Annotated in this window: 17 protein-coding genes; 6 read left to right on the forward strand and 11 right to left on the reverse strand. The window is 33.8% G+C overall.

Going from position 1 to position 19,777, the window contains the following annotated elements; translation table 11 throughout:
- Positions 1-20 precede the first annotated feature (20 nt).
- From ric to J8H85_RS12650, 3 genes are read left to right on the forward strand one after another with little or no spacing between them, the layout of a single operon-like run.
- The gene (gene ric / locus J8H85_RS12640) at positions 21-752 is read left to right on the forward strand and encodes an iron-sulfur cluster repair di-iron protein (protein ID WP_209655569.1); all 732 of its coding nucleotides are present in this window, start codon (positions 21-23) and stop codon (positions 750-752) included.
- A gap of 27 nt (positions 753-779) precedes the next feature.
- Positions 780-2,093, forward strand: a complete 1,314-nt coding sequence (locus J8H85_RS12645) for a hypothetical protein (RefSeq protein WP_317195004.1) — start codon at positions 780-782, stop codon at positions 2,091-2,093.
- Entirely contained in the window at positions 2,044-2,502 is a 459-nt protein-coding gene (locus J8H85_RS12650; RefSeq protein ID WP_209655570.1) for a hemerythrin domain-containing protein, read from the forward strand. Before J8H85_RS12645 ends, J8H85_RS12650 begins: the two co-directional genes overlap by 50 nt.
- Before the next feature lie 10 nt (positions 2,503-2,512).
- Here J8H85_RS12650 and J8H85_RS12655 read toward each other — a convergent pair whose 3' ends face one another.
- The 4 genes from J8H85_RS12655 to J8H85_RS12670 form a co-directional block, all read right to left on the reverse strand.
- Positions 2,513-3,226, reverse strand: a complete 714-nt coding sequence (locus J8H85_RS12655) for an SCO family protein (protein WP_209655571.1) — start codon at positions 3,224-3,226, stop codon at positions 2,513-2,515.
- 4 nt (positions 3,227-3,230) lie between these two features.
- On the reverse strand, positions 3,231-4,007 hold the full coding sequence (locus J8H85_RS12660) for a formylglycine-generating enzyme family protein (RefSeq protein WP_209655572.1): 777 nt from the start codon (positions 4,005-4,007) through the stop codon (positions 3,231-3,233).
- A 12-nt stretch (positions 4,008-4,019) separates the two neighbouring features.
- Positions 4,020-5,468 carry a copper-containing nitrite reductase gene (gene nirK, locus J8H85_RS12665; RefSeq protein WP_209655573.1) on the reverse strand — a complete coding sequence of 483 codons (1,449 nt, stop codon included), beginning with the start codon at positions 5,466-5,468 and terminating at the stop codon, positions 4,020-4,022.
- Positions 5,469-5,628: 160 nt separating this feature from the next.
- Positions 5,629-6,159, reverse strand: a complete 531-nt coding sequence (locus J8H85_RS12670) for an alpha-ketoglutarate decarboxylase (protein WP_209655574.1) — start codon at positions 6,157-6,159, stop codon at positions 5,629-5,631.
- A 155-nt stretch (positions 6,160-6,314) separates the two neighbouring features.
- On the opposite strand from J8H85_RS12670, the gene J8H85_RS12675 reads away from it, so the two are divergent.
- Both J8H85_RS12675 and odhB read left to right on the forward strand, forming a co-directional pair.
- Complete coding sequence (locus J8H85_RS12675; protein WP_209655575.1) at positions 6,315-9,056, forward strand: 2-oxoglutarate dehydrogenase E1 component; 2,742 nt, start codon at positions 6,315-6,317, stop codon at positions 9,054-9,056.
- A gap of 46 nt (positions 9,057-9,102) precedes the next feature.
- Positions 9,103-10,317, forward strand: coding sequence for a 2-oxoglutarate dehydrogenase complex dihydrolipoyllysine-residue succinyltransferase (odhB, locus tag J8H85_RS12680; protein ID WP_209655576.1), 1,215 nt, complete (start codon positions 9,103-9,105; stop codon positions 10,315-10,317).
- Positions 10,318-10,793: 476 nt separating this feature from the next.
- Here the strand turns inward: odhB and J8H85_RS12685 are convergent, their stop codons facing one another.
- The 7 genes from J8H85_RS12685 to J8H85_RS12715 form a co-directional block, all read right to left on the reverse strand.
- Complete coding sequence (locus J8H85_RS12685) at positions 10,794-11,423, reverse strand: response regulator (protein ID WP_209655577.1); 630 nt, start codon at positions 11,421-11,423, stop codon at positions 10,794-10,796.
- A 51-nt stretch (positions 11,424-11,474) separates the two neighbouring features.
- Positions 11,475-11,918, reverse strand: coding sequence for a retropepsin-like aspartic protease family protein (locus J8H85_RS12690; RefSeq protein WP_209655578.1), 444 nt, complete (start codon positions 11,916-11,918; stop codon positions 11,475-11,477).
- Complete coding sequence (locus tag J8H85_RS12695; protein ID WP_209655579.1) at positions 11,887-14,469, reverse strand: CHAT domain-containing protein; 2,583 nt, start codon at positions 14,467-14,469, stop codon at positions 11,887-11,889. The genes J8H85_RS12690 and J8H85_RS12695 overlap by 32 nt, the downstream gene beginning before the upstream one ends.
- Before the next feature lie 103 nt (positions 14,470-14,572).
- Positions 14,573-16,528: a PKD domain-containing protein gene (locus J8H85_RS12700; RefSeq protein WP_209655580.1), complete on the reverse strand. Its 1,956-nt coding sequence runs from the start codon at positions 16,526-16,528 to the stop codon at positions 14,573-14,575.
- Positions 16,529-16,902: 374 nt separating this feature from the next.
- Positions 16,903-17,877: a hypothetical protein gene (locus J8H85_RS12705; protein WP_209655581.1), complete on the reverse strand. Its 975-nt coding sequence runs from the start codon at positions 17,875-17,877 to the stop codon at positions 16,903-16,905.
- 86 nt (positions 17,878-17,963) lie between these two features.
- Positions 17,964-18,551 carry a hypothetical protein gene (locus tag J8H85_RS12710; RefSeq protein WP_209655582.1) on the reverse strand — a complete coding sequence of 196 codons (588 nt, stop codon included), beginning with the start codon at positions 18,549-18,551 and terminating at the stop codon, positions 17,964-17,966.
- Positions 18,552-18,624: 73 nt separating this feature from the next.
- Positions 18,625-19,059 (reverse strand): hypothetical protein, encoded by a 435-nt coding sequence (locus J8H85_RS12715; protein WP_209655583.1) that lies wholly within the window; start codon positions 19,057-19,059, stop codon positions 18,625-18,627.
- Between the two features lie 136 nt (positions 19,060-19,195).
- Between J8H85_RS12715 and J8H85_RS12720 the strand changes: the two genes are divergently transcribed.
- Positions 19,196-19,777 carry an RNA polymerase sigma factor gene (locus tag J8H85_RS12720; protein WP_209655584.1) on the forward strand — a complete coding sequence of 194 codons (582 nt, stop codon included), beginning with the start codon at positions 19,196-19,198 and terminating at the stop codon, positions 19,775-19,777.

A 19,777-nucleotide genomic window follows, 5' to 3' on the forward strand; every position in this document is an offset into this window, starting at 1 on the left:
ATCCGAAATAAAAAATCATTATGGAAACAATTCAAAAAGTACAACAAAAACAAATTGGACAGTATGTTGCAGACGATTTTAGAACTGCGGCAGTATTCGCAAAATATAAAATAGATTTCTGTTGCAACGGAAACAGATCTATTGAAGAAGCTTGTGAAAAAAAAGGCATTGACAGTAACACCGTGTTAGAAGAACTGGAGGCAGTTTTAAACTCTAAAACAGATCAATCTATAGATTATAAATCCTGGCCATTAGATTTATTGGCTGAATATATTGAGAAAAAACACCACCGTTATGTAGAAGAAAAAATTCCTGTTTTACGCCAGTTTTTAGATAAATTATGCAAAGTTCATGGAGAGCGCCATCCCGAATTATTTAAAATCAATGAACTTTTTAGTGCATCGGCCGGAGAATTGGCAAGCCATATGAAAAAAGAAGAATTGATTCTTTTCCCTTTTGTAAAAAGAATGGTGAAAGCAAAATTGGAAGCAGGTGGCATCCAATCGCCACAATTTGGAACGGTTGAAAACCCTATTGCCATGATGATGCATGAACATGATACAGAAGGTGAACGCTTTAGACAAATAGCTGAGTTAACAAATGATTACAATCCTCCTGCCGATGCCTGCAATACTTATAAAGTAACCTTCGCTATGTTGGATGAGTTTGAAAAAGATTTGCATTTACACATTCATTTGGAAAACAATATTTTATTCCTTGAAGCAATAAAATTAGAACAACAATTTAATTAATAGCAAATTTTAAACCCCTAATAGTTCGTGAATAAATTCTGGAAGATTGCTTTTGCATTTTCTGGAATTTATATTTTTAAGGGTATTTTAATAAAAACCAATTTACCAATGTCTAAAAAACATGTTTTAATATGCTTATTTAACTTTTTTATAGCGGCAGTTTTAGGCTTGGCATTGCGTTATTTTTTTGTGCAACCTATGGGTTTGGATTTTAGGTTTTTAACCCATGCCCATTCGCATGTTGCTATGTTGGGTTGGGTATATTTAATGCTATTTACACTTATGGTTCATTATTTTGTTCCAGAGAAAAAACCTGTCTATAATAAACTATTTTGGGTTACACAGTTTGCGGTTTTTGGTATGCTATTTAGCTTTCCGTTTCAAGGGTATGCGGTGGTTTCTATTACGTTTTCAACCTTGCATATTTTTTGCAGTTATTATTTTGCATATTTAATTTTTAAATATCATAAAACCGAATCGGTTGTAACTAGTTATTTGCTAAAAGCATCGTTGGTGTTTATGTTGCTTTCTACAGTAGGTGTTTGGTGTTTGGGTCCTGCCGTTGCAACTGTTGGGCAATCTTCAGCATTTTACCAAATAGCCATTCAATTCTTTTTACATTTTCAGTTTAATGGTTGGTTTTTAATAGCCGTTGTAGCTGTTTTATTTCATAAATTAAAACTTAAGGATTCAGAACAATTTCAACCATTCTATAAGCTCTTAATTGTTTCAACGGTATTCACTTTTGCATGGCCTGTCCATTGGTTTGCACCTCATAATTCTTTGTTATGGATTAATGGTTTTGGTGTTTTACTGCAAGTTGGGGCTCTATTTTACTTTTATAAACTTGTTAAACCTGCATTTGGTGTATTGATAAAAAACCAATCAAGTATTGTAAAACTTATGTATGGTTTTGCCTTACTGTGTTTTGTTTTAAAAATTGTTTTACAATCTGCCTCATTATTTCCAGAGGTTTCAACTATGGTTTTTCAAAACAGAAATTTTATAATAGGCTTCATTCATTTAACCATGTTGGGTGTTATCTCTGGATTTTTATTTGCATTCTTATTGCAAACCGATTTAATAAAGCAAACCAAATTACTCACTTTTGGAATGACTTCTTTTGTTTTGGGATTTATATTAACCGAGGTAATTCTGGCTATTCAAGGTGTTTTATTTTATTTCGGACAAGGGTTGATGCCCAATTATTATCTCATCCTATTCCTAAGCAGTATCCTATTACCACTTGGCATAGGATGCTTCATTTTAATTATTTTAAAAACTAAAAATCATGTCGCAAAAACCATTGAAGCGCCACAAAGCTTTACAACCTTTAAGTAGAGAACATCACCACGGATTATTATTGTCTTGGAAAATTAGAGCTGGCTTTAGCAAAAATGTAGAGCCTGAACGCATGAAAGTATATGCCGATTGGTTTTTCAAAACCCATTTAATACCTCATTTTGAATTGGAAGAACAATACGTTTTTTCTATTTTGAAAGCAGATAATGACTTGGTTAAAAGTGCTTTATCAGATCACAAACGTTTAAAAAAATTGTTTTTAGATGAAGATATAAAAAATGCTTTAAGTAAAATTGAAGAAGTTTTAGAACAACACATTCGGTATGAAGAACGTGTTCTGTTTCCGGAAATTCAAAAAATAGCGACCGAACCTCAACTGGAATTAATAGAAAAAATTCACCAAGAAGCTAATTTTATAGATAAGCTTGATGATGAATTCGGGAAATAGTCACTCTTCTTTAAGGGGTTACTTTTATAATGCTTTCAATAGTTTCTTTATTATCAACGCCCAAACCTTCTTGTTGATGAACTAATTCGCCTTGTGCATTAAATACTGAAATGATGTTGGAATGGGAAAAATCAATAGGTGAAATTTCTTTGTATTTTACTGATAACACATTCGCAAATTCACGAACACCGCTTACCGAACCTTGTAAAAAGGTCCATTGGTCACCATCCATAGCATTTTCTTTAGCGAAAGCTTTTAGTTTCTCTGGTGTATCGGTTTCTGGGTCGATGCTAACCATAACAAATTGAATGTTTTTTACTTTTTCAGCAGGAATTTGAGCTTCAATATTTCGCATATCGGCCACTAAACGCGGGCATGCTGCTTTGCATGATGTGTAAATCATGACCATGACCAAAGTTTTTCCTTTTAACTCTTTAAGCTGAATGGTTTTGCCTTCTTCCATATTCCAATGAGATGTTAAATTGAAGACGGATTCTTCTGAAATAGCATCGTCATTAACCAATTTAGAGCTTGTTTCAACAGCTTTTAAATCCATATGGCAAATAGGACAACTCCCTGCCTCGTTATAAGTTTTGTTACCTTCACATTCCATAGGACACTGATAAACTTCAACAGTTCCATCGTTTGATTTTTTATCAGTTTTACAACTTTGAAATGCTAAAACGGTTATGAATGCGAATACAATATATTTCAAATGTTGCATGGTTTTATTTTAAATTAATGTCTTTGGCACAGCGAAACCCTAAGTTTTTCATTGAGTATTTTGCTTTAAGGCTACCTCGAATGGCGTATCGCATAAAAGCGGCATAATTCATTAAATCGGTAGCATTTACGGCGGCACTTCCACAGAATAAATTACTGTCTTTGTCTACATCTTTTCTAGATTCGCCAGTAATTAAAACAGAATTAAAATCTAAAGTCCATTCCCAAACCAAGCCGTGCAAATCGTGAACGCCCCAAGCATTTTTTGGATGTTCTCCAATAGTATTTTCATTAGATCTAGGAGCCTCATACCAAGCCAAAATTTGTTTGTTATATGATGATTTTTTACGTGCATCTTTCGTGGTTTCATCTGCCATTGCAACATATTCCCACTCATCAACCGTTGGTAAACGTTTGCCTTGGCATTCGCAATAATCTTTAGCGGCAAACCAAGAAATATAGGTAACAGGACTGTTTGGTTTTTCAGAAGCTTTAAGTTCTAAATCATTTTTCCAATTAGATAAATAACTGGTATCTGCAAATAATTTTATGACTTTTGATTTTTGCCATTTTGGATGTTTTTTTACAAAATTTTCATACTCAGCATTTGTTATAGGATATATATCTATTTCAAAATCTTTTACTTCAACCACGGTTGAATCGCGCCCATAAAGTGGTATATAACGACTCCCTTTTATGAAAACCATACCTGCAGACTGGGCAAAAAGGAATGTCTGAAACACTAACAAGGTGATGAATAGTCTGAAGGCTTTGGTTTTCATTTTTACTCTTAATTATTTTCTGTTTTTCACTTTCTCAACCATAGCTTTGGTAACCACTTTTTTAGAGTTACCCCAACTGTTGTACACGTAAGTCAATACATTTGCAATTTCATCTGGAGACAGCATTTGACGTGTCATGACACTATTGTATTTTTGACCATTCACAGTAATTTCCCCTGTTAAACCATGTAGAACAACACCAATAGCTCTATCCACATCGGCATTTAAATAATCTGATTTTGCTAGAGGTGGAAATGCATTAGGCACGCCCTGTCCTTCGGCTTGGTGACAAGCAAAACAGGTTTGCATGTAGGCTTGTTTACCAAATTCGATTTGTTCTTCAAACGATTTTGCAGGAACTTCTGAAGCTACAATTTCACCCGTTGTTGGCATCGATTGGATACCCGGGCCTTCAGGTAAATAAATATCATCACGTAGTTCTCCTGAATATATTTTTTTGTCTTTTTGACCTTCTACTTTTAGCATCCCTAAAGCGCCTTTATTGAAAGCTCTAAAAATAGAGTGGTCTACTAAAATAAATGTTCCGGGTACATCTACTTTAAATTCTATCATGGCAGCACCACCAGCAGGAATCAGAGTGGTTTGCACGTTTTTATTGATTAAATCGCCACCTTCTATATGAACTTTATCAAAAATCTCACCAATTACATGGAAAGACGATACCAATCCTGGGCCACCATTACCAACAAACAATCTTACGGTTTCTCCAACTTTAGCAGTTATGGCATTATCGCCTGTTAACGACCCTACTTTTCCGTTAAACACTACATAATCAGCCTTTTCATCCACTGCTTTTTGCATATCAAAAGGTTGTAAACCACGTTCTCCATTAGCGCCTTTTGTATAAAAGTCGCCTTGCATGATGTAATATTCTTTATCAACTATAGGCAACCCACCTTCAGGCTCCACTAAAATGAGTCCGTACATTCCATTGGCAATGTGCATTCCTACGGGAGCTGTGGCACAATGGTACACGTACAAACCAGGGTTTAAAGTTTTAAACGAAAATGTTTTTTCGTGTCCGGGTGCTACAAAAGATGATTCGGCTCCACCACCAGGGCCTGTTACAGCATGCAAATCAATGTTATGCGGAAGTTTGTTGTTTGGATGGTTTTGTAAATGAAATTCAACCTCATCACCCACTCGCGTTCTTATAAAACTACCGGGTACTGTGCCTCCAAAAGTCCAGTATACGTATTTAACACCATCGGTCATTTCGCCTTCTTTTTCAAGAATTTCCATTTTCACAATCAATTTTTTGGCTTTTCGTTTTCCTACAGGTGTTGGCACATGAGGTGGCGATGTCAATTCTGCGATCATTTCCCTGTTTACGGGAATATCGGCTGCGTTATCGTAAACAGTTTCTTTATTATCGAAACATGATGTTAAGAATAGCATACTAGCTATTGAAAATACAAATAATAAATGGGAATGTTTCATTTCTAAAAATCTTATAGTTAGTTTTTTAAAAAAGATAAAACTATCTTCTTTATGGAATCAAAATTAACAAATAAGAAATGTGTGAAATATGACAAAAGTCATGAAATGAAAAGAATCTCTGTTGTTTACAGACTTAAAATGAATAAAAAAATCAGCAGATTTAAAAATAAAACCTCACAAAAGGTGCCCAAGCATCGGCATAAATGCTTTTGTTTTTATCATACAAAAGGTCGTACCTTATGCCAATAGTAACATTACCGTTCCTATAACCGGCACCTATAAATAAGGCGGGCGACCAATAAGTGTCGTTTTCTAAATTTAGATAACTGTCATATTTTCTATTAACATGAAGTTCTTCAAATTCGGCTGAAAGTTGTATTTCATTAATAGGGCTGAATAATCCAATAAGACTACCTCCTAAAATTGTCGATTTGTAAAAGTCTTTTTGTTTGTTGTAAGTACCATTTAAACCAAAGCCCAAAGCCACTTGGTTGTTAAATTCGTATATGGCGCTTGGTGCTAAGGTGCCGCTAAAAAACCCATCGCCAAAACTTAAACCAATGCCACCGCCAAAACGTACTGAATTCCAGAAATTATTGTTGCTTTCTTGCGCGTTCAAAGTACCTACAGAACTAAGAATTATGAAAAAAAACAGTGCATAAATTTTAATGATTAAATAAAATCTATTCATATAATTGGAAATCTTTAAAAAATTAACACAAAAATTTAATTTATTAATATTACGTTCGTTATTGAATTATAAATATAACAAAAGAAACATCTAATTTTAGTAAAAGTTGTATTTTTGCTGGAAATTTGATTTAAATAAGTGTATTACAAAATATAATGGATAAATTTTCCTTTTTAAACGCAGCACATACTTCGTATTTTGCCGATTTATATGACCAGTATTTACATAGTCCAGATTCTGTAGAACCAAGTTGGAGAGCTTTTTTTCAAGGCTACGATTTTGGTAGCGAAGAAAGCGGATTACAACCTGACGTTATTGAAGTTGCATCAACACAAATGCCAGAATCATTACAAAAAGAGTTTCAAGTAGTGAAACTTATTGATGGCTATAGAATGCGTGGGCATTTGTTTACAAAAACAAATCCTGTTCGAGAACGCAGAACCTATGAGCCAACTTTGGCTATTGAAAATTTCGGACTTAGCTCAAACGATTTAGATACTGTTTTTAATGCAGGCGAAGTTTTAGGCATTGGACCTCAAACGCTGCGAGAAATTTTAGTTCACTTAAATAAAATTTATTGCAGCTCTATTGGGGTTGAATATATGTATTTGCGCAACCCAGAAGTTATTGGTTGGTGGCAAAGTCAATTAAACGTTAATGATAACCAGCCTAATTTTGATAAGGAAACCAAAAAATATATCCTTTCTAAATTAAATCAAGCCGTTACTTTTGAGAATTTTTTACAAACCAAATATGTTGGACAAAAACGATTTTCATTAGAAGGAGGCGAATCACTTATCCCAGCGCTTAGCAATACCTTATACATTTCTAGTGAAAAATATGGTGTAAAAGAGTGTGTATTAGGAATGGCTCACCGTGGTCGTTTAAGCACTTTGGTTAATATATTTAGAAAACCAGTTCACGAACTTTTTAGTGAATTTGATGGTAAAGATTTTGAAGAATTGGATTTTGATGGTGATGTGAAATACCACTTAGGTTTAACTTTAGATAAAACCTACCAAAACGGGAAAACCATCAAGATGAACTTAGTGCCAAACCCTTCACATTTAGAAACGGTTGCTTCTGTTGCAGAAGGTATTACACGTGCTAAAATTGATACCGACTATAATGGCGATGACTCTAAAATTTTACCAATCATCATACATGGAGATGCTGCTATTGCAGGTCAAGGTATTGTGTATGAGGTAGCACAAATGAGCCAACTTAACGGTTACAAAACCGGAGGTACGCTTCATATTGTGGTTAATAACCAAATAGGGTTTACAACCAACTATTTAGATGCTCGTTCCAGTACTTATTGTACCGATGTTGCTAAAGTAACATTGTCTCCAGTATTGCACGTAAACGCTGATGATGCCGAGGCAGTTGTTCATGCTGTTGAATTGGCTTTAGCCTATAGAATGCGTTATAAAAAAGATGTTTATATCGATTTATTAGGTTATAGAAAATACGGGCATAATGAAGGTGATGAACCTCGTTTTACCCAACCAAAGCTATACAAACAAATAGCGAAGCACGATAATCCTTATAAAATATATTCAGACAAATTAATTGCTGAAAAAACAATAGATCAAGCTTACGCCGACGGTATTACCGAGGAATTTAAAAATGTTTTAGAAACAGCATACGAAAAATCCAAAGACGAAAAATCCTCTAAAGTTAGAGAATTTATGATAGAGCGTTGGAACGGTTTCAGTCGTAAAGGACTTGAAGATATGCTTCAAAGTGAAAACACGAAGTACCCAAAAAGTAATTTAGAAGGTATTGCCAAAGTGGTTTCTACAGTTCCAGAAGGTGTTAAATTTGTGCGTAAAGCAGAAAGAATTTTGGAAGGCAGAGCTTCCATGGTTTTTGAAACCGATACTTTAGATTGGGGTATGGCAGAAACTTTAGCTTACGGAAGTTTACTAGAAGAAGGTTTCAACATTCGTATATCTGGGCAAGATGTAGAACGTGGTACCTTTAGCCACCGTCATGCTATTTTACGCGATGAAATTTCAGAAGATCGTATTAATTTATTAAACATAAACCCAAATAATAAGGGCAAAATGGATATTTTCAACTCCTTTTTATCTGAATATGGGGTACTTGGTTTTGATTATGGTTATGCTATGGCAAACCCAAATACATTAACCATTTGGGAAGCACAGTTTGGTGATTTTAGTAATGGGGCACAAATTATTTTTGACCAGTATTTATCGGCTGCTGAAGATAAATGGAAAGCTCAAAATGGTATCGTGGTATTGTTGCCTCATGGGTATGAAGGACAAGGTTCAGAGCATTCATCTGCAAGAATGGAACGTTATTTACAATTATGCTCAGATGATAATATGATTGTTGCCGATTGTACCACGCCTGCAAACTTTTTCCACTTATTACGTCGCCAAATGAAACGCGATTTTAGAAAACCTTTAATTGTTTTCACTCCAAAAAGTTTATTACGTCATCCAAAAGCAGTATCCTCTTTAAACGAATTAGCAACAGGCGAATTCCAAGAAGTAATTGACGATACTTTAAATCCGGAAAAAGTAACTAAATTAGTGTTCTGTACAGGTAAATTCTATTATGATTTATTGGCGCAACGCGAAAAATTAGAAAATAGCAGTGTTGCTCTGGTTAGAATTGAGCAATTGTTCCCACTTCATGAAGAAAAAATTAAGCAAATAATAGCTAAGTACCCAAATGTGAAAAATTATGTTTGGGCTCAAGAAGAACCTAAAAACATGGGGGCTTGGAGCCATGTAGTACAACGATTGGATTTTGTTAAATTAGAAGTGAATTCAAGACCATACAGTTCCGTACCAGCACCAGGTTCTAGCACCAGGGACAAGAAAAGACAACAAAGAGTTATTGACCAAGTATTTGATATCGTATAACATATAAGTTGAGTTGAAAAACTCGTAAAAACATAAAAACAAAACAATGATTTTAGAAATGAAAGTGCCTTCACCAGGCGAGTCTATAAAAGAGGTTGAAATAGCAACTTGGTTAGTTCAAGATGGCGATTATGTTGAAAAAGATCAAGCTATTGCAGAAGTTGATAGTGATAAAGCAACCTTAGAACTTCCAGCGGAAGCAAGTGGAATTATCACGCTTAAAGCTGAAGAAGGTGATGCGGTAGCAGTAGGCGCAGTGGTATGTTTAATTGACACCAGTGCAGCAAAACCTGAAGGAGCAGCTGAAGCACCAAAAGCAGAAAAGAAAGAAGAAGCACCAAAAGCTGAAGCACCAAAACCAGCTGTAGCAGAAACTAAAACCTATGCTACAGGAACAGCAAGTCCTGCTGCTAAAAAGATTTTGGCTGAAAAAGGTATGGAGGCTTCGTCAATTTCTGGAACAGGAAAAGATGGACGTGTAACTAAAGAAGATGCTGTAAGTGCGGTGCCTTCTATGGGAACCCCAACTGGTGGAAATCGTGGTAGCTCAACTACTAAATTGTCTATGCTACGTCGTAAAGTGGCAGAGCGTTTGGTGGAAGTTAAAAACACAACAGCTATGTTAACTACTTTTAACGAAGTAGATATGTCGCCAATTTTCGCTTTGCGCGATGAACATAAAGAGTCTTTTAAATCGAAACATAATGTAGGTTTAGGCTTCATGAGTTTCTTTACACTTGCAGTTGTTAGAGCATTAAAAATGTATCCTGCCGTAAATTCCATGATGGATGGTAGAGAAATGATTTCATATGATTTCTGCGATATAAGTATTGCTGTTTCAGGACCAAAGGGTTTAATGGTTCCTGTAATTAGAAATGCTGAAAACCTTAGCTTTAGAGGTGTTGAATCTGAAGTAAAACGTTTAGCGCTTCGTGCAAGAGATGGTCAAATTACGGTTGATGAAATGACAGGAGGTACATTCACCATTACCAATGGAGGTGTATTTGGCAGTATGTTATCTACCCCAATTATCAACCCACCTCAAAGTGGTATTTTAGGGATGCATAATATTGTTGAAAGACCAGTAGCCATTAATGGCAAGGTTGAAATTCGCCCTATAATGTATGTGGCACTTTCATATGATCACAGAATTATTGATGGTAAAGAAAGTGTTGGGTTTTTAGTAGCTGTAAAAGAAGCTTTAGAAAACCCTACCGAGTTATTAATGAATAACGATGTTAGAAAAGCTTTAGAGCTTTAATAGCAAGAAGTTTATCTATAAAAAAAGGGCTAACATAGTTTGTATGTTAGCCCTTTTTCCATTTAAAAAGTTAGGTTAAGCAATAGATGATGTTTATTCCAATTACAATTATAACTAATGTAATTAATCCAATCATAAAATATTTATCCAGATAACTATTATCTTTTTCCATAGTTTATTTTTTTTTTTTTGGATTCTCAACACATTTAATAGAGCATCTGCACTATAAATTGCAGATGCTCTGTATTATATATAACCTTCAATTATTGATTAATAGCATGGTAAAGATAAGTTATAAGGAAATTAAAAAAAATACGCACTTATACGTATATTTAGTTTAGCTATGGTTATAAAATTCAGAAGGCTTCAAACATTACATCTGAAGCCTTCCTATAATTCTCCCTAAGAACTAATTAATAGCACTGTAAAGATAAGCGATATTAACCATAAAAAAAATACGCACTTATACGTATTTTTTAAAAATGTTGTTTATTTAGGTTAGCCCAGATAGAAAGTGATGTTGGTTTGTTATCTAAACCTAACTTATTTACAATATTACTTCGATGTTTATCTACCGTTCGAACCGAAATGGAAAGTTCTTCAGCAATTCCTGAACTGGTTTTATTTTCAGAAATAAGTTTTACTATTTTTAACTCAGATTTAGTAAGTTTCTCTAATTCATTAGGCTTGCTGTGTGTGTTATGATTCAAATAGGAGGCTATTTCTTCGCTAAAATAGCGTTCATTTTTTATAACATGGCTGATGCAAATCTCAATTTCTTCAATAGCAAACTCTTTTAAAATATATCCATACACACCAAAATCTATAGCTTGATCATAAACGTCTTCCTCTTTATCAAAAGTTATAAGGATAACTTTAGTTGGTAAGTCGTTTTTTTTGCAAGCTTCAGCAATTTCTAAACCTGTTTTATGAGGCATTCTTATATCAAGAATAGCAATTTCTGGTTTTAATTTTACAATAAGGTTGTAAGCGGTATTGCCATCTGCGGCACTTCCAACAATGTTAAAACCTTTGGAAGTTAAAAAATCGGTGAGACCACGCAACATCAGCGGATGGTCATCGGCAATGACGATAGAAGTACTCATTAACTTTAGGGAGTTAAATGCTATTAATTTAAAGGATAAATATAAGAAATATTAAAGTTTTAAGTATAAGTATTTCGTCTCATAATCTATAACAGCGTTCGATTTTTTTAAAATATCGGCACCAATAATACCATCAACGGGTTTAGATTTATGATTTATTAAAGCTGTATTCACATGCGTAAGATTAAAAAGTACCAAAACAACTTTATTAGTTTCCCATTTGCCAATTTTAAACTTGTTCTTGTTGGACATTTTCGTTTCCATATTAATAGCACCAGCACCAGCAGCCATAATGTTAGAATCTTTTACCTTTAGATTAAAATTATCTACAGCTTCAAAACCCACACAGGAGTTTGATGCACCAGTATCTAAAATAAAACGGCCCTTTACACCATTTAAAGTGGCTTTTATTTCGAAATGATTGGTTTTGGTCCATCTTAATTTTACACGAATGTAGCCTTTATTAAGAAGAAATTCTTGAAGTGTTTCTGTCATGCTTTCTATATTTCAGAACTAAAAATAACACAATCAAAGCTATTGCTATGCCAAAAAATACATAAAATAAAGTGAAATTTGGTTTTACGGGTTCAAGTTTGCCATAATATACAAAGGAGCTCCAATAATAAGGTGATTTTTTTGCATTGCTAATGGTTTCATTTTCTAAATAATTCATTTTTGATTGATGATTTGCAAAAAATGCCGATTCTGTATCACTATAGTTCTTATAAAACGATTGCATAATCTGTGAAGTAGATAAATCGTTTATTTGCCACAAAGTGAAAAGTAAATTTTCGGCACCAGCGTATTGAAACCCTCGTGCAATACTCATAGCGCCTTCACCTTTATAAAGTTTACCAACACCTGTTTCACAAGCACTTAAAACAACTAAATTGGGGTTTATATCTAAACTATACAATTCATTTAAATACATGGTCTCGTTGTAAAACGATAGGTTTGCAGGTGTTATAAAATCGCCACCACTGGCATGGGTTGACAAATGCAAAATAGCATACTTTGCAGCATTTTTTATAAAGCTTTCTTTTGAAGCTTCGGTACTCATAAAAATCTTAGAAGGCATTTCTTCTTCAACAGCATGGGCTTCATTTATAGAATACGTAAGCTTTTGGTTGCTATTTTCAAACACTGGAAAAAAACCGAGTAAACCATTATTTTTATTGTTAACACTTTCTGATAGATAAAACTGGGCACTAGAATTGTAAGCAATGGTTTGGCTTTTAATTAAAAAAGGCATTTTTTCGAACGATGTGTTGCTGGTTTTAGATGATAAAAGCGCTTCAAAAGGTATGAAATTCAACAGGCCATCTGGAATAATTATCACATTTTGATAGGCTAAAGTCGTGTTTAGTTTCAATACGTTGAAAATATTAAACGCTCTATTTGTATAGTTACCAATATCATTATTAATAATAGACGCATCATCAAATAAATGAATAAAACTGATGATGTTTTGCTTGGTCTCATCGGTTAATTCGAAGCTTTCAACATGCATGACTTTTTCAGAAATAACAAATTGATAAACGTTATTTTTTCCATAGAAATACTCCACTAAAACCGCTTTGTCTTTGCTTAATTTTTTCTGAATAGCTTCTAAAGTATATACGTTTTTATTTTCAGGATATTTCTTTTCAATGTTTGGTTTTAAAGCTTTTAACTGAAGGCTAATTGAAATTAATTTTTCGCTCAAAACATTCACTTTGTATGCCTGATTGTTACCAAGTTGTTCTTTTATAAGTAAGTTGGTATAACGTTCTTGGGCTTTTATTAAGCTAAATTCTTTAACCAACAAACTGTCATTTGGATATTGTTGTAAACGCTTTTTTTTCTGATTTATGGATTTTAAAACAGAGGCTTTATTGTTTTCAGAATATTGAAATGCTTCAAACAACAACGCTTTGTTCTTGGTTTTTTGATAGTTGTAAAAAAGAATATCAATACACTTTTCACTTCTTATTCTATTATCCGATTGGTTTCTGGTTTTGTTTTCTTGTGAAGTCCAGTTTTCTTGTAGTAATCCGGAAACATAAAAACTTAAATTATAACAATCCAACGCTTTTTTTGAATTGGTTTCCATAGTTGCCTGCAAATCGAAAATATCAATAAAGGTGTTTTCAGCATATAAATCGGTTTTGTTTGGCAAACTGTTACCTTCAAGATTTGGCACTAATAATTTGATTGCTTTTTGCAAACTTTTTAAAGCTTCGTTTTTGTTTTGAAGAAGAAATTGAAGTTGTGCTTCTTCAACATAAAACTTTGCTAAGTCCCTAGTGCTTAAATTAGCATTTTGAATATGACCTTTTGCTTTTTCAAATGAAATTAAAGCTTTTTGATAATCACCTTTTTGAAATTCTATGATATAATTGGTTTTGAAATTTTCGAATTTTGAAGCTGTATTATTTAAAATAGAAGCTGCCTCAAAATTATTTAAAGCGATTAAGCTAGAAGCTTTGATACTTTGTAATAATGTTTTTTGATTGGTGTTATTGTTTGAAACTTTAAGAGCATCGTCAACAATTTTTAAAACCGTTTCATGTTTGCCAATAGTTTGGTACAGCTTTGCCAGATTAATGGCACCACTTATTTTGTGCTTGGTGTTCTTGCTTTTTTCAGCTAAAAAAATGTATTGGTTTATGGTGCTAACGGCATTGGTGTAATCGCCCGTTTTGGTATACAAATTGCCCAAAGGTTTTAGGCAACTTTCAATAATATCAAAATCGGAAAGTTTGGAAAGCTCGTTGTTGTTGAAACGTTTTAAAGCATCTTCATAAGTGGAAATGGCTTCTTTTAATCTTGAATGTTCATCTAAATAATATCCCTTATGGCATTGTAAAAAAACGAGTGCCAATTGCTCATCTTTAGATTTTACATGGTTTTTAAAAGTTACTTCCTGCTGGGTTAACAGTTTTAACGAAGCGTCATTTTTATTGCTAATAAATGTTTCGGTAGCGGTGTAAATAGCTTCTTCCAAATTTTGGGAAAAAGAAATTCCGCAGATAAAAAAGAATAGAATAAAAATGGTTCTTATCATAATTTAGTAATTCTGCAAGGTTTTAATAATCTTGGTGTGTTTTGTTAAACCTACAAGGTTTCTAAAACCTAGCAGGTTGTGTTGCCAAAAGAACCTTAGGTTCTCAGAATTTCCAAATGGCGTAGAATTGCCAGTAGTTAAAATCTTTTTCAAAATTCATGATATAGCGCGCGCCTAAACTGGGGCCAATTCTAGCAAAACCTGCTGTAGCCTCAAACAACAAACCTGTTCTTAAATTGGTAAATGAATTGGATACATTATTGGTGTCTTCTTTAGTGCTAATTACAGGGCCATCTGTGGTGTCGCCTTCAAATTGTTCAACTAAAACCGATTGCTCTTGTTTTTCGCTTAATGAAATGGTGTTTTGTAAACCAGCTCCAAGTCCTATATAATTATTCACATTATAGCGTAACAAAACGGGTACATCCCAATCAATATTTTCAAATGAATTACTTGTTGTGGTGCGTTGTAAGGTCCTGGTGCCTTGCGCATCTTGTATAAATTCTGTTGTTACATTGGTTTCGGAATCATAGTTATGAAAATTATTCATCAATTCCAACTGCCAATACCAACGATATGATTTATATGGAGACAAAGTAGCTCCAAAAAAGTAACTTTCAGAATTGTTTAAATCTGAAAAGGAATTCACCCCAACTTTTGCACCAATTGAAATCCCCGGTAGAAAACGTGTCGTGGAATAATTGGTAATAATCGGGTCGTTTTTATCAAAAATGATGGCAGTTTTACTTTTAGTTTTTTGTTTGTGAAAATCTTTGGCAAATTTGATGCTGTATTTTACAAACCCTTTGGTAGAATCATATTCCTTTACGTTTTTTTGTTCGCTTCCGGGAAGATAAATATTTTTAAAAGTGAAAATAGCCTGGGTATCGGTAAACGTGGTGTCTAAACAACTGTACAACACTTCTTTTTTTGGGCAAATATCGCACTTGGGGTACATGTCCAAAACCTTTAGGGTCGATTTATCCAACATATCAGGAATATCTGTTTCTAACCGAATGGTACGTGCAGGACCTTCGCCATTATTTTGAAACTTGATTTTGTATTTCAAGGTTTTAAAACGTACCAAGCGGTAATTCATAAACGTACCGTTTGATGACATTTTATTAGGATCGTGCGAGGTTACGATTTCCATTTCCATATCCTTTACTTTATGATTATCGTAATTGGCATCGGGCACATAAATACCACGCACCGAAATAATGGCACTGGTATCTTTAAGCATTTCTGGCGTTGTTTTTAAACTAAAAAAGATGTTGCGTTCTTCTTTTGGTTTCATGTCATTAAACTCTAAAAGGCTCCAGTTTTTATAAAAGGCTTTAGAGTCTGCAATGGTTAATGGCAAATTGGTTTTTTCGGTAGAATCTTGCGCAAAAGTTCGAGCGTTTATGAAATCGTTATTTGAACTTGCCAAATAGGTGCCATCGTCATCAATATTTCGGGTAAAAGCGAAGCCTTCGGCATCAATATTTTTTTCATTGTTATAGGTTCTGGTTTCGGTTAACTCGAAATTATTGGCTTTATATTGGTGTTCATTGTAAAACAGATATAATTTTCCGTTTGTAGTATAATCTTTTGGGTTTTTATAGCTTAATATAACTACCATTTCTTCATCTGGAACGGGTTCGCGGTTGCGTTTTAGTATGAAATCTTCATCCATAGTAGCCACATCATTATACTCGGTAGTTATGTTGCTTATGGCAATTTTTTTAGGTCGGGTGGTTGGAGGTTTTCCGGTATCGTAATTATTGGTTGCCCATAATTTTACTTCGTACTCACCAGGTTTTTTATAAGTGTGTTTTGGGTTTTCTTGGGTGCTATAATGGCCATCGCCAAATTCCCAATAATGGGTGTAAAAGGCTTTTGGTGCACCCGCAATTTGGTTTAAAGCAGGTGTTTCGGGGGTGAAAATGACCTCGTTGCCATTGGTTGTGTTTTTAATGGTAGCAACGCGCGTTAGTGTATCGTTTACAATTAGTTTTTGGGCATAACTGTAAACAGTAATTAAAAATAAACATAGAAAAGAAAACCGTTTGTTCATGCTTATAAAGTTTAAATAGATTTTAAATATACGAAAAGAGATATTTATCAAATTGTTTTAATGTGTATCTATTTTTATAATTACAGTAAGTTAGATAAGATTACAGAAACATTTGCACATATAATTGATAATATTATGCAGACTATAATGAATATGATAACAAACTTTTTCATGATGTATCCTTTTATACTATTATATCAACAAAGCAGGTGTTTTGTTACCCTTTTACTAAATTTTAGAAGACCTCACAGATTTTTGAAAACCTGTGAGGTCTAAATAAAATCCCAGAAACTAAAGTCTCTGGGATAAAAAAAGTAGGTCAAGAATTGTGGCAAACCATGATTTTTAAGTAGGTTGTAAACATGGACAGATGTTTATGGTAAACCATTGATTATGGTTGTAAGTTGTGCTTCGGTTACTACTGAGGTTTCGTTTTCGTTTATTGTGATGATGCCGTTTTCTACAATAGTTGCTGCTTTTATAGCGTATTTCCAATCGCCACCATCTTCTGAGATGAAAATAACATGACATTCTAATCCGATAGGAATTTGTCCGTAATGTTCGCTAAATAAACCTGTAACAGGATCGTAAGTATCTAGATTGGCAAGACCTGTATCTTCGCCATCATAAGATAAAAACACTGAAGAGTTTGTGTTGTTGTAACCTTCTGGAACATCAACTAGAATGGTTGTTTTTGGTCTTGGGTCATTATAGAATCTATCTACGTTAGACCATCCAAAACCGCCAATAAATGCGTAGTAATTGTTGCCTTCTGCAAAAACACCGCCTTGACCGTTTGCGCCATCACGTTTGTTTTCGGCCCAAGCAAGGTTTCCATCTTCATCAATAATACCATCCCATAAAATCATATCGTTATCTGGACCGCCAGTTAAGGCCGCAGGGATAATTAATTGAAAGTCACAACTAGTATCTAAAGTAACGCCATTTTGTGTAGCTTCTACAAAAAATTCGCCACCAGAAATTAATAGAGCCTTGTCGCCATTTGGTAAAATTCCCATAGTAGGTTTATTGGTGGTAAGCATAGTGCCTTTGTTAAATATTTCAACAAATTCAATATCTACAACGCCAGTTACAGCATTTCCGTTTTTGGTTAAACAAGAACCATTGATGGTTATTTCTACACCGTTTTCTGATGTGAATGTTGTAGAGCCATCTTCAGCATTAAACTGAAAATTTTGTGTAATGTTTTCTAAAGCCTGATCTTTAATGGCGTTGAATTCCTCTGCGGTTGCAGGAATTACTAAATCGTCGTTGTCGTTTTTTGTACAGCTTGTAAATACTAAAGCAGTTACTAAAAGTGTTCCTAAAATGTGTTTTAAATTTTTCATGATAATTTGGGTTTAATTGTTATTCATTGTTATATAAACGGGGCAACTATTTTGTTACCCTGTTTGGGTAATTATTTTTTATTTTTTTAATAAACTTGAAAGCCTAAAGCAATGTATGGTTGTGCGAAATTTGGAACTGGCCCGCCTGTGCCATAAAAATTAGAACTTAAAAATTCTACGTTTCCTTGGGTTATTGGATAAGGGACATCTGTGTAGTTAGATTTTCTTAAAACCCTACCAATGGTTTGGTTTAACATGGTATATCCAGGTAAAATGGTTCTTTTTACCGTAATGATATCGCCAGAATTAACTTGAACAGGTGTTCCTATAGTTTGGTAATCTAAACCAGCTTGAGAAAAAGTATGTACACCACTGTATGATGTGCCTGTAGTTGTATTGGTTACTTCCATGGTATAGCCGCCAGTGTAGGTGCTAGGGTTTTGATAACCTATGCTACAAATTTCTCCCGCAGCATTAATTTTAATTGAATATTCATGGGTTTCTAAATCCATAGTTTCTATATCGTCGCAGCCATTAGCAGTAGAGTAAGCAGTTGTAATGGCAGAAGACACATAAGCAGTATCGCAAACATTATTTGCGGGATCGTTGTCGTTGTCGCAACTACTAATCAGCACTACAAAAAATGAAAATAAAAGTGATTTAAAAGTTTTCATGATTTTTAATTTAGGGGTTATACCATTATATAAACAGGGCAACTATTTTGTTACCCTGTTTTGGTGATTTTTTTTATTGTTGAGGTTGACTGATGATTATTTTTGATACAATCGCATCACCTGAAGCAACTAAAGCAATCATTTTATTAGCATAATCTTCAGAAGAGGCATAACCTTTTGCAGAGCCTGTTTCGGTTTCAACTTCCCAGAAATAGTTTCTGTTGCTTGTTTCAGATTTTAAAACCAAATAGCTTTGGATTTCGGTTCCTAAAACAATTTCTCCTGAGCTAGATAAAGCAATCATTTCTTTGGCGCTATCAAGTGAAAGGGATGTTCCTGAATAAATACCTTTGTCTGTTTCTACTTTCCAGTCAAATACTTGAGCAATGTTTTCTTTTGTAAATGTTACAACTTCAGTTGAAGTGTTAAGGGTCTTGTTTTCATTAGTAGCGTTTATATTTAATATTGAAAAAGCTACTGTTGCGATAATTAAAATTGATTTTTTCATGATTTCTAAATTTTTATGGATTATTAAAATTTTTGTTTCGTAATCTTTTCTGTTACACCCTTATATCAAAACCATTTAATAATTGTTACCCTTTTATTTTAAAGTTTTTTTAAATTAGCAGTAAATACAAGGGTTAATGAGCGAAAAAAAAATACATGAAGACCAAAAGTATATAGATGGATTGTTGAAAAACAACTCCTTTATTATACAAGCCATTTATGATAAGTTTGCGCCCAAGGTTATTAATTACATTAAACAGAATAGTGGCGATAGTGACCAAGCCCAAGACATTATACAGGACTCATTAATTACTATATATAATCAAGCAAATGAAAAAAAACTGGAATTAACCTGTCCGTTTGATGCTTATTTCTTTTTACTATGTAAGCGCAAATGGTTAAATGAATTAAAAAAATCTTCAAATAAAGAGGTAACAATTAAAGAGGAGATCTTATATAAAGGTGACGACGCTCAAGAACTAGCTTTTGAAACTGATCTGTTTGGCGAAAAACAAGCCTTATTTACAGAAATGTTCAATAAACTAGGAACCGCTTGTAAAGATTTGTTAACGGCAACCTTCAAAATAAAATCGATGGAAGAAGTTGCTGAAAGTTTAGGTGTAACCTATGCTTATGCTAGAAAAAAGAAATCTTTATGTATTGGTAAATTAACGGAGCTGGTTCAATCATCACCTAAGTTTAACCTACTTAATAATTAA

The organism is Mariniflexile gromovii (genome assembly GCF_017814435.1).
GTDB lineage: Bacteria > Bacteroidota > Bacteroidia > Flavobacteriales > Flavobacteriaceae > Mariniflexile > Mariniflexile gromovii.

Coding starts and splice junctions, on each gene's coding strand:
- ric (WP_209655569.1), top strand. CDS start 21: ATGGAAACAATTCAAAAAGTACAACAAAAACAAATTGGACAGTATGTT.
- J8H85_RS12650 (WP_209655570.1), top strand. CDS start 2,044: ATGTCGCAAAAACCATTGAAGCGCCACAAAGCTTTACAACCTTTAAGT.
- J8H85_RS12655 (WP_209655571.1), bottom strand. CDS start 3,226: ATGCAACATTTGAAATATATTGTATTCGCATTCATAACCGTTTTAGCA.
- J8H85_RS12660 (WP_209655572.1), bottom strand. CDS start 4,007: ATGAAAACCAAAGCCTTCAGACTATTCATCACCTTGTTAGTGTTTCAG.
- nirK (WP_209655573.1), bottom strand. CDS start 5,468: ATGAAACATTCCCATTTATTATTTGTATTTTCAATAGCTAGTATGCTA.
- J8H85_RS12670 (WP_209655574.1), bottom strand. CDS start 6,159: ATGAATAGATTTTATTTAATCATTAAAATTTATGCACTGTTTTTTTTC.
- J8H85_RS12675 (WP_209655575.1), top strand. CDS start 6,315: ATGGATAAATTTTCCTTTTTAAACGCAGCACATACTTCGTATTTTGCC.
- odhB (WP_209655576.1), top strand. CDS start 9,103: ATGATTTTAGAAATGAAAGTGCCTTCACCAGGCGAGTCTATAAAAGAG.
- J8H85_RS12685 (WP_209655577.1), bottom strand. CDS start 11,423: ATGAGTACTTCTATCGTCATTGCCGATGACCATCCGCTGATGTTGCGT.
- J8H85_RS12690 (WP_209655578.1), bottom strand. CDS start 11,918: ATGACAGAAACACTTCAAGAATTTCTTCTTAATAAAGGCTACATTCGT.
- J8H85_RS12695 (WP_209655579.1), bottom strand. CDS start 14,469: ATGATAAGAACCATTTTTATTCTATTCTTTTTTATCTGCGGAATTTCT.
- J8H85_RS12700 (WP_209655580.1), bottom strand. CDS start 16,528: ATGAACAAACGGTTTTCTTTTCTATGTTTATTTTTAATTACTGTTTAC.
- J8H85_RS12705 (WP_209655581.1), bottom strand. CDS start 17,877: ATGAAAAATTTAAAACACATTTTAGGAACACTTTTAGTAACTGCTTTA.
- J8H85_RS12710 (WP_209655582.1), bottom strand. CDS start 18,551: ATGAAAACTTTTAAATCACTTTTATTTTCATTTTTTGTAGTGCTGATT.
- J8H85_RS12715 (WP_209655583.1), bottom strand. CDS start 19,059: ATGAAAAAATCAATTTTAATTATCGCAACAGTAGCTTTTTCAATATTA.
- J8H85_RS12720 (WP_209655584.1), top strand. CDS start 19,196: ATGAGCGAAAAAAAAATACATGAAGACCAAAAGTATATAGATGGATTG.